Annotated in this window: 9 protein-coding genes and 1 pseudogene; 3 read left to right on the top strand and 7 right to left on the bottom strand. The window is 62.8% G+C overall.

All coding sequences use genetic code 11. The features are described 5' to 3' along the window. Window positions 1-60: 60 nt before the first annotated feature. Window positions 61-420 (bottom strand): hypothetical protein, encoded by a 360-nt coding sequence (locus tag AC1DRP_RS34210; protein WP_476770857.1) that lies wholly within the window; start codon window positions 418-420, stop codon window positions 61-63. Window positions 421-510: 90 nt separating this feature from the next. Between AC1DRP_RS34210 and AC1DRP_RS34205 the strand changes: the two genes are divergently transcribed. From AC1DRP_RS34205 to AC1DRP_RS34195, 3 genes are all read left to right on the top strand, one after another. Further along, a complete protein-coding gene (locus tag AC1DRP_RS34205; RefSeq protein WP_476770856.1) occupies window positions 511-750 on the top strand; it encodes a helix-turn-helix domain-containing protein in 240 nt (79 codons plus the stop codon). A gap of 92 nt (window positions 751-842) precedes the next feature. Continuing rightward, complete coding sequence (locus AC1DRP_RS34200) at window positions 843-1,154, top strand: pyocin activator PrtN family protein (protein ID WP_476770855.1); 312 nt, start codon at window positions 843-845, stop codon at window positions 1,152-1,154. 391 nt (window positions 1,155-1,545) lie between these two features. Continuing rightward, the gene (locus tag AC1DRP_RS34195; protein WP_476770854.1) at window positions 1,546-2,007 is read left to right on the top strand and encodes a hypothetical protein; all 462 of its coding nucleotides are present in this window, start codon (window positions 1,546-1,548) and stop codon (window positions 2,005-2,007) included. Window positions 2,008-2,062: 55 nt separating this feature from the next. Here AC1DRP_RS34195 and AC1DRP_RS34190 read toward each other — a convergent pair whose 3' ends face one another. The 6 genes and pseudogenes from AC1DRP_RS34190 to ybeY all read right to left on the bottom strand — a co-directional run. Next, window positions 2,063-2,800 carry a hypothetical protein gene (locus AC1DRP_RS34190; RefSeq protein ID WP_476770853.1) on the bottom strand — a complete coding sequence of 246 codons (738 nt, stop codon included), beginning with the start codon at window positions 2,798-2,800 and terminating at the stop codon, window positions 2,063-2,065. Between the two features lie 1,755 nt (window positions 2,801-4,555). Then, window positions 4,556-5,470 (bottom strand): annotated as a pseudogene (gene metK, locus AC1DRP_RS34185) (methionine adenosyltransferase); the annotation flags it as partial. 172 nt (window positions 5,471-5,642) lie between these two features. Beyond that, the gene (locus AC1DRP_RS34180; RefSeq protein ID WP_069878567.1) at window positions 5,643-6,056 is read right to left on the bottom strand and encodes a helix-turn-helix domain-containing protein; all 414 of its coding nucleotides are present in this window, start codon (window positions 6,054-6,056) and stop codon (window positions 5,643-5,645) included. Window positions 6,057-6,195: 139 nt separating this feature from the next. Further along, window positions 6,196-7,791: an apolipoprotein N-acyltransferase gene (lnt, locus tag AC1DRP_RS34175; RefSeq protein ID WP_476770852.1), complete on the bottom strand. Its 1,596-nt coding sequence runs from the start codon at window positions 7,789-7,791 to the stop codon at window positions 6,196-6,198. Beyond that, window positions 7,791-8,774, bottom strand: coding sequence for a hemolysin family protein (locus AC1DRP_RS34170; protein ID WP_441492017.1), 984 nt, complete (start codon window positions 8,772-8,774; stop codon window positions 7,791-7,793). The genes lnt and AC1DRP_RS34170 overlap by 1 nt, the downstream gene beginning before the upstream one ends. Further along, a partial coding sequence (ybeY, locus tag AC1DRP_RS34165; protein WP_476770851.1) for an rRNA maturation RNase YbeY occupies window positions 8,771-9,169 on the bottom strand: 399 nt, incomplete at its 5' end. The genes ybeY and AC1DRP_RS34170, both read right to left, overlap by 4 nt.

The raw sequence follows: 9,169 nt of genomic DNA, 5'->3' as shown, positions 1-9,169 counted from the left end.
TGATCGTGGAACGCCGCTATTAGCCCGATTCACACATTCGCTTGTCAAATGGTCGCGCTGTCAGGCCCCCCATTGGCCATAGGCGCGGATGATATTGCGCCCCTTGGCGACACCGATCTGCGCGTCGAATGGCTTGAACCGCAGCTCGTCAGTKGTCTCCGGATTGGGGACACCAATCGCCCGACGCAAAGCCGCGAAATGGCGCTGGCCGTCCAACTCGCCACGGCCCTCCAAGGCCATCTCGATGTTGAGCGTACGGCCTTCGTATTCGCCGCCGATGGCCTGGCACTGGAGCTTCAGCAGCATGGCGCTGCCCGCCTCGTCAGCCTCGTATGCGGCGTCGACGATTTCGATCGGCTGGCGACCGATGGGGAGAAGTGTCTGGAGGTCGTTAATCATGGCGGCGGGATGGATGGTCATTCTGTTGCTCCTGCACTCAAATCGCTGTACATCAATCAAATTGATTGAGCCGCGTCATATCGTCAAGCAAAATGTTGGAGGGCAATCAAAATGATTATATCGCCTGCCCAGTGTCGCGCCGCTCGCGGCCTGTTGGGGTGGTCTCAATCTGACTTGGCCGAGGCCGCGTCCGTTTCCCGATCGACGGTGGCGCAGTTCGAGGCCTCGAATAAGACGCCGATACCGAACAACCTCACGGCCATCCAATCCGCCCTGACCGCATCAGGCGTCGAATTCATCAACGACGAGGAACGGGAAGGCGTCGTGAAGCTCAAGACTGTGGACAAGTAGTCAACTCTCGACCACTCCCTTATTTTTTGTTTCGTCGCGCCGCTTGCCGAATGCGTGCAGGTTTGTAGCGTTTCGCGCAGGCATTCGGCCTTATGAGCGGGCGCAAGATGAAAACTGCATTGATATTGATGGCCCAGTACGACGGGCGCGCGATCGTTCCCCTTTGGGAGATCTGCAGAGATTACTTCACTCACCTGACGCCAGACGGGTTCGTGCAAAAGGCTGAGGCGGGTGAGATCCAGATTCCGATCGTACGGATGGACGACAGTCGCAGGACGCCACGGGGCGTGCACCTGGCAGATCTTGCTACCTACATTGAGCGCCAGGCGAAAAGGGCGAGGCAGAAGTGCCGTAAGCTCACGGGCGTGGCCTATGGCGCTCGCAACGTGCAGGCCACGTCATGACGGAAGCGCGTGGACCGCTCGGGAGGATATTCAGCCTCCAAGAGGCTGCGGATTATCTAAAGGTGTCCAAGCAGGCTGTGGCACGGGCGGCAAATAGGAGTGGCGCCGGCTCCCGGTTCGGGCGCGATCTACGGTTCAGCGATAACGACGTGAGGGCGCTGTGGAAGGCCATGCGTACTCGCCCCACGGGCAGCCTTGGTCGGCAACCTGTATCCATGCCCTTCTCCGAGGAAAAGGCTTGGGCGAGCCTCCGCAAGATGGCCGAGGCGAAGCGAAATGCGGTTCTGGCAGAGCGGGAACGCAGGAAGGAGGCGGGTAGGCTAGAGCGAGAGCGGGCGCGAACCGAACAGGCGGCCCGTCCACTCACCAACGGCCGCCGGAAGCCCAAGCCATGACCGTGCGGGAGCCATCGCCCGAAGAGGCAGCGATCAGCCGCTTCAGTAACGCGATGCTGCGGATTCGATACGTCGTGTTGAACGACGACGGCGAGTTGACCGGGTGTTGGTCTCTCAGGATGGAGGATGTCGGCTGGAACGTGCCTGCTGTCGGAGATCGCTACTTCAGAACGCACGACGTTGGCGATTATGATTCTTACATGGTCGCACACCGAATGTTGGTCGAAGAGGGGCTAGGACCCACCTATTGGCTGATCGTGCTGAAGGATGAGGAGGCGTCGCCGTTTCTGGCTGGCATCGCTGACCACATGATGCTCGTCACAGATCTCGAGCGGGCCCAAGCAGACGGTGACCCGCAAGACGAAATTACCGCCAGGTTGCAGCAGCTTTGCGGCGCGCCCTCCGGTCGGATGCGTATCAAGCCCAGGTCGCGAGATCCCGAGCCGGATCGGGAATAACCCAAGCCGCGGAACTGGCCCGCGCTAGCCCCGACGCCGGCCCGCCGCTCGGGGTCTACCATCGATGCTCAGGAGTGTAAGCAAGCTTCGCAACCGCTTTGGTGGCGTCGCCTCTCGTTCCATAAGTTCCAACTCGCGCACCTTTGTCATCGACGTCCTCGATGCGGTATAAATCCAATCGCTTGTCTTTGTTGATCGAGAGCCGAAAAGCCCGTCCATTCTTTCGAGTATAGAGATCTTTGGCGCCGCCAATCGGTGTCCACGCGCAGTCCGCGCCAGATAAGAAGCGCAGCTCGAGCGCTTCGCGCTCCTCTTTCGCAAATCGACGATTAGCTTCAGCGCGAGCAACGCGGCGCCTCTCACTCTCGTCTTCGACATATTGCTGCAGAGAGCCAACAATTGCAGGTAGTTCTGTGCCCGCGGCTAATTCCTTGGCATATATCTCAAGGCAGCCATCCTTAAGATCTTCATCTGGATAGGAGCTGTAACTCTCCTCATGAATCGCCCGAAGTCGTTGAACAACATCGGTTGTCGTTAATTGCGGCCCGGGAAGGCGATTCAGGAAGCTGCGCAGATCCTCGGTTGGGATCCAGCACAAAGAGGACGCGCGCAGGATACTCTCGCGCTCACCCGCCCATTTTTGCCAAGCAGACGCTTGCCTTTCGACTGCTCTGACAATGCTGGCGGCGAGGCTGTCGATCGAATACGGGTCGCGGAGGTGCCGCAGGGAGGGGCTGCGGAGATATTCGGCGATAAGTTTGCTGATCTTTGTTCGAGGCTCAGGGTCGGGCATCGGATTTGCTCCGGCGGGCGATGGGTATGCGGCCTCCGGCCGGGCTCCGTTGGGCCACCCTCTGCCCGGGGCCGTGGCCTACAGGCTAGAAGTAGTTTACGCGCGAATCTTCTGAGCGTCAGCGCGGCAAATTCCTTGTGGCGGTGTGGAGACCCACGGGGTCTAAGCAACCGGCTCGCGAGCGCCCGGAACGATTTGAAGTCTCGGCGACGCCCTGTGGATGCCGAATTCCGCCCAATTCGCGAACCACAAAACGGAACCCGCCGGACCTTGGACAGGTCGGGCGCCGCTGGCGCGCTGGATCAAGTGGAGCGCCAGCGGCGTCATATTCACCGCTGCGCCACGTGTGCCGTTTGAGCCACGGCAGCCGTCTGTTCGCTCCCGAACGATACGTTTCCCCTTGTTGCTCCCCCGCATTCGCGCAAGCCTGACTCGTCGCGTGAAGGAGTTGCTCATGGAAGCGCAGTCGAGATCGTCCGACGAGACAATGACCCGATGCCACGGGGTGCTGATCCGGGCGGCGATCGTCGTTGTAATCGCTGCGGCAACCGTGCTGCCACTCATCAGGTGAGCGTCGGCGCTCTTCTCTAGCCATCGGACATTGGCATGTGCGGCCCGTCCTTTGGAGAGCTGGGCCAATGTTTGCACCGTGCCGTACGGCGCCTTGGGCTCTTGGCACTTTGCCTAGACCGATCCGCGCCCTGCGCCTGCGGCGGATCAAGGCAAGTCGCTAATAGTCCTTAAAAGCAAGAGCAGCGAGGTAGAGACCAGCGAACGTCGTCCCTCCTATCGCAGTCGCAGCAATCAAGCTCCCGCTGACCAACAAAGCGGCTAAGCCCACCGCAGCGCAAAAGCCTGCTGAAACGATAGTGCTCACTGGCGCGGACCTCACATGGCACGGACGCGATGATACGCTAGCACGCGGGACCGAGGTGTGCACTGCAACACACAACTTTGCGGAGTGGTTTCAGGCTTTTCGCGACGTCCCTTTCCCAATCGTCAGCGGGCATTCTTCCGGCCGGGCACAAAAAAGCTACATTCCTCCACCGTACTGCCACGACTTCGCCACGAGTGTTGCAAGGGGTTAGTATGGCGAACCTGCTCTGTCGCGCCGGCTTTGCCGGCCTGTTGATGGCTGGCTGCTCGGCCCAATCGGCGCCGACGGTCGAGTCGATGACGAAGCCGACGTTCGAAGCGTTTGCCCGGCTGGGGAGTTGGCGGCCCTGGCAATCCGCTCAACCGGAGAAGCCGCAACCGGTTCCCATCGTACTCTCTGATGCCCCGTCGGAGCCGAGCAAGCCGATTTCAATCACGCCCGCGCAGGAGCACGTTAAGAGCGCAGTGGCAGCACCCAGGCCCGCATCCGTCGTAGCAAGCGCACCGAAACCAGCTGCCACGCCGGTACCTCGTGTAGTGCCAGCCACAATGTCGGAAGCGCCATTTAAAAGCGGGCCGGTATTAGTCTCGTGCCACACGCAAAACGAGCCTGGTCAGCGCGTGCGCATGGAATGTATCCCTGTCGACTGACAAGCGCAGCTGGCGGCCATATGCACTTTAGCTACGGCCGTAGAACTCTCGGATGACACTGATCATCCTGCCGTTGGCGGCGTCGCCGTCCCAAAGCCGGATGCTGGAGAGGCCCGCTCGATCGCCGCCAGGAATTTTGCCATCCCGCGAAGGCAAAAGGCCGGAGCGACCTCGCTCCGGCCCTTCGGGATCCGGKAGACCGAAYCCCGTCATAACATCCGCGCTGGATCAGGCTACGGCCTKCTTCAGCGTGTCGATCAGGTCGGTCTTCTCCCAGGAGAAGCTGCCGTCGCGRCCGGMCTTCCGGCCRAAATGGCCRTAGGAGGCAGACTTCGCRTAGATCGGCTTGTTGAGGTTGAGATGGGTSCGGATGCCGCGCGGGCTGAGATCCATCACCTCGCCCAGAGCCTTTTCGAGCTTGGCYTCSTCGACCTTGCCRGTGCCRTGCAGRTCGACRTAGATCGAGAGCGGCTTGGCAACGCCGATGGCGTAGGAGAGCTGGATCGTGCARCGCTCGGCGAGCTTGGCGGCAACCACGTTCTTGGCGAGGTAGCGCGCMGCATAGGCAGCCGAACGATCGACCTTGGTCGGGTCCTTGCCGGAGAACGCGCCGCCGCCATGCGGGGCAGCGCCGCCATARGTGTCGACGATGATCTTGCGGCCGGTCAGGCCGGCATCGCCATCAGGACCGCCGATCACGAACTTGCCGGTCGGRTTGACGTGCCAGACGGTGTCCTTCGAGATCCAGCCCTCAGGCAGCGTCTCGCGGATATGCGGCTCGACGATCTTGCGGACATCCGCAGAGCTCAGCGAGTCGTCGAGATGCTGGGTCGAGAGCACRATCTGCGTGACGCCGACCGGCTTGCCGTTCTCGTAYTTGACGGTGACCTGGCTCTTGGCATCGGGGCCGAGCTTGGCGGCCGGTCCTTCACCCGCATGGCGGGCCTTGGCCAGGACTTCGAGGATCTTGTGGGCGTAGTAGATCGGCGCCGGCATCAGCTCGGGCGTYTCGCGGCAGGCGTAGCCGAACATGATGCCCTGRTCGCCCGCGCCTTCTTCCTTGTTGCCGGCGGCGTCGACGCCCTGGGCAATGTCGGCCGAYTGCGAGTGCAGCAGCACGTCGATCTTGCACTTCTTCCAGTGGCTGGCGTGACACGGACGAAGGATCCTTCATGCACGGACAAGCTGGTGGCCGCCAGCACGGACCCTGCCGGTGCGGGGCGCAGCGTTCTTGCAGCGAACGTGTTCGCCGTCAAGCGCTCAAATCCGTTTATCGGGAGAAACGTTCGTCAAGACGAACGCCGAGACGCTTCAATCAGGGCTTTTCAGCGTGTTCCTCGGCAATGGCCTCAACCAGATCGATAACCCGGCGTCGAACCTGCCCATTTTTAATGCGCACGAAGGCCTTGGTGAGTTGCACGCCTTCGCTGGTCGCCAGGAAATCCGAAATATAGGTCGTGGAGGCGGCGTCCGAGAAGCCTCCCGACGGCATGTCGCCGGACGGGGCGCCCTCGAAGAAAAAGGAGACCGGCACATCCAGCATCTTGGCGATTTGCTGCAAGCGGCTGGCGCTGATGCGGTTTGCGCCCTTCTCGTATTTCTGAACCTGCTGGAAGGTCAGCCCAAGTGCTTCACCAAGCTTTTCCTGGCTGACGCCGGCAAGCATGCGGCGCATCCGGACGCGGCTGCCAACATGGCGATCGATCGGATTGGGGATTTTCTTCAGCATGGATCGACGGGCCTCGGATCAGGGGCATTCTGCCGAAGCCGCAATCCGGCAGTGTCCTATGGTCAAACACAATACACTAGTTTCAACTAAATTGCTTCTTAAACGACATCTTCTGCGCTGGGAATAGTTCCAGTTGGAATTATTTTGAAAGTCGCAACCGCGAGATGAGCAAGAATATTACAACAAGGCCTGCAAAAATGACATCCCCGAGCTGCGCGTAAGGCGTAACAGAGGCGTGACTGGGCAGGGCCGAGTCGAGCACCCCCTCGCTCCCCAGCGGCAGGCTGCCGGTGATCCGGCCATAGGCGTCGATCACGGCGGATATGCCGGTATTGGCGACGCGCACCAGGGGCAATCCCTGCTCGACGGCCCGCAACCGGGCCTGGGCGAGATGCTGGTAAGGACCGCTCGTCTGACCGAACCAGCCGTCATTCGTGAGATTGAGCATGAAGCCGGGTCTGGGGCCCTGCGGCATCACCTCGCCGGGAAACACGGCCTCATAGCAGATCAGCGATGCGACCGGCGGCAAGCCGCGCACGGTGAGCGGTGTCCGGCGTGCGCCGGCCGTGAAACCGCCGGGAACGGCGACGAATTCGGACAGTCCGACACTGCGGATCAGCGTCTCGAGGAACGCGGGCAAGTACTCCCCGAACGGCACGAGATGGACCTTGTCATAGCTCGCGACGATCACGCCCTGATCGTCGACAACCTGGACCGAATTGAAGATCGGCGGCCGACTTTCGCCCGGCAGCGTTTCGCCGGCGCGGGCTGCGCCGGTGATCAAGGTTGTGTTCGGCGGCAGCAGGGCCGCGATCCGCGACAGCGCGCCCGGGGTTCGTCCGAGCAGGAAAGGGAAGGCCGATTCCGGCCAGATCAGATGGGTGACGTCCTGGACGCCCAGAGTCGTGGGACTTGTCGCCCGGTCGCTGAGCGCAAGATAGCGGTTGAGGATCGCTTCGCCGTTGCGCGGATTGAACTTGGCGTCCTGCGGCAGATTGGGCTGCATCAGGCGAAGTTTCACGCCGGGGACGGTGGGCGATGGCGCGGCGGGAATGCGCCAAGCACCAAAGCCGAGCAGCCCGCACAGGACCGCGAGCGCCAGAACTGGCGCCTGCCAGCGCTCCGGGCCCGGCTTGCCGGTGCCGAGCATCGCCGGCGCTGCGCCGAGCGCGACCGCCACCAAGGTCAGGCCGTAAAGRCCRGCGACTGAGGCGAACTGCGCAATCCATGGTTGACCGGCCAGCATCATGCCGTAGACGTTCCAGGGAAAGCCCGTCAGCACATGCCCGCGCAGCCACTCGCTCAAGGCGAGCGCGACAGCAAGGATGAGGATGCGGCCGCCGCCATGTGGCCAGACCAGGCGGGCGGCACCGAAGGCCAGGGCGGGAAAGACGGCGAGGAAGGCGGGCAGGGCAATGACGCCGAGCGGCATGGCCCAGGCGAATTTGTCGGCCTCGACAAGAAAGGCAGCACCAAGCCACCACAGTCCTGCGAGAAAGAAGCCAAAACCCCACCACCAGCCGGCAGCCATGGCGGCGCGGAAGCGCGCCCCGCGACTTGTGCCGACTGCGCCGTCGATCAGCCAGACCGCAATGGTCATCGGCACGACGATCAGTGGCCAGAGATCGAGGGGCGGCAGGGCGAGGGCGCCGCTGGCGCCGGCGACGAGCGCGATCAGGCGCTTCGGCCAGCCCCAGGCGAGGATGACCCTGTCGGCCAGGGCGGCAAGGCGCATCAGCCGGGATCCGTCGTCGCAGGAGCCTCGGAGACGGTGGGAACATTCCGATGGATGCGCAGCCGCTTGATGCGGCGCGGGTCGGCGTCGAGAATCTCGAAGGCCAGCCCCTCGGGCCCCTGGATCAGCTCGCCCCGTGCCGGGACGTGCCCGGCGAGCGTGACGATGAGCCCGCCGAGCGTGTCGACGTCCTCGGCGACGTCAGTCTCGGAAAGGTCGATCCCGGTTGCGTCCTTCAGGTCTTCGAGTGTCGCGCGGGCATCGGCGGTGAAACGGTTCTCGCCAGCCACCGCGATCGTCGGCGCGGTGTCGAGATCATGCTCGTCCTCGATATCGCCGACCACGATCTCGACCAGGTCCTCGATCGAGACCAGGCCATCGGTGCCACCATATTCATCGATGACGAGGGCGATATGTGTGCGGGTGGCCTGCATCCTGACCAGCAGATCGACGGCAGGCATCGACGGCGGCACATAGAGCACGGGCCGCAGGATCTTGGCCGAAGCCAGAGTGACGGAAAGATCGATCGCGCCGAGATTGGGGCCGGCCGTTCCGGGCTGCGCGCCGCGGCGACCGGGTTTGGCCCGGGCTGCGATGAAATCGAGAAAATCGCGGATATGGACCATGCCGCGGGGGTCATCGAGCGTCTCGCCATAGACCGGGAGGCGCGAATGGCCGGCGGTGCGGAACAGGGCCAGCAATTCGCCGAGAGTTGCCTCGGACTGGACCGCGATGATGTCGGCGCGCGGGACCATGACATCGGCGATGCGGCGCTCGCGCAGGCTCAGAACATTGGAGAGCATGGCCCGCTCCTGCGGGCTCAGATCGGCGAGCTGCCCGCTCCCCTGGGCKAGCGCTTCGGTGATGTCCTCGCGAATCGTTGCCCCGTTCCGCAGGCCCAGCCGGTCGAGGAAATGGCTCAGCCATTGTGCCAGGCCGCGACTGGGAGGTTCACTTGGGGAGGGTCTACTGTCGTCGCTCATGGTACGGGGTGATCTGCCTTGGTCTGTGCCGCTGGAGCGGCTTCTGGTTCGGTGCCGGCATAGGGATTGGCGATGCCGAGGCTCGCGAGCGCGGCGATCTCGAGCCCTTCCATCCGCGTCGCTTCGGCTTCGGTCTCGTGATCCTCGCCCAGCACGTGCAGGAGGCCGTGGATGACGAGATGGCTGAGATGGTCGCCCATGCTCTTGCCTTCGCTCTCGGCTTCGCGCGCAACGGTTTCATAGGCCAGCACGATATCGCCGAGGACGGGGCTCGAGCCTATGCGCTCCGGCGTGGCGGCTGGAAAGGAGAGCACATTCGTCGCCTTGTCGAAGCCACGCCAGTCGCGATTGACGATGCGGATGCGCTTGTCGTCGGTGAAGAGAAGGCTGAGCTC

The sequence above is a fragment of the Allobosea sp. 01N443 genome (assembly GCF_056399325.1).
The sequence above is the reverse complement of the archived record's forward strand: the minus strand, read 5'-3'. Positions and strand labels throughout refer to the sequence as shown.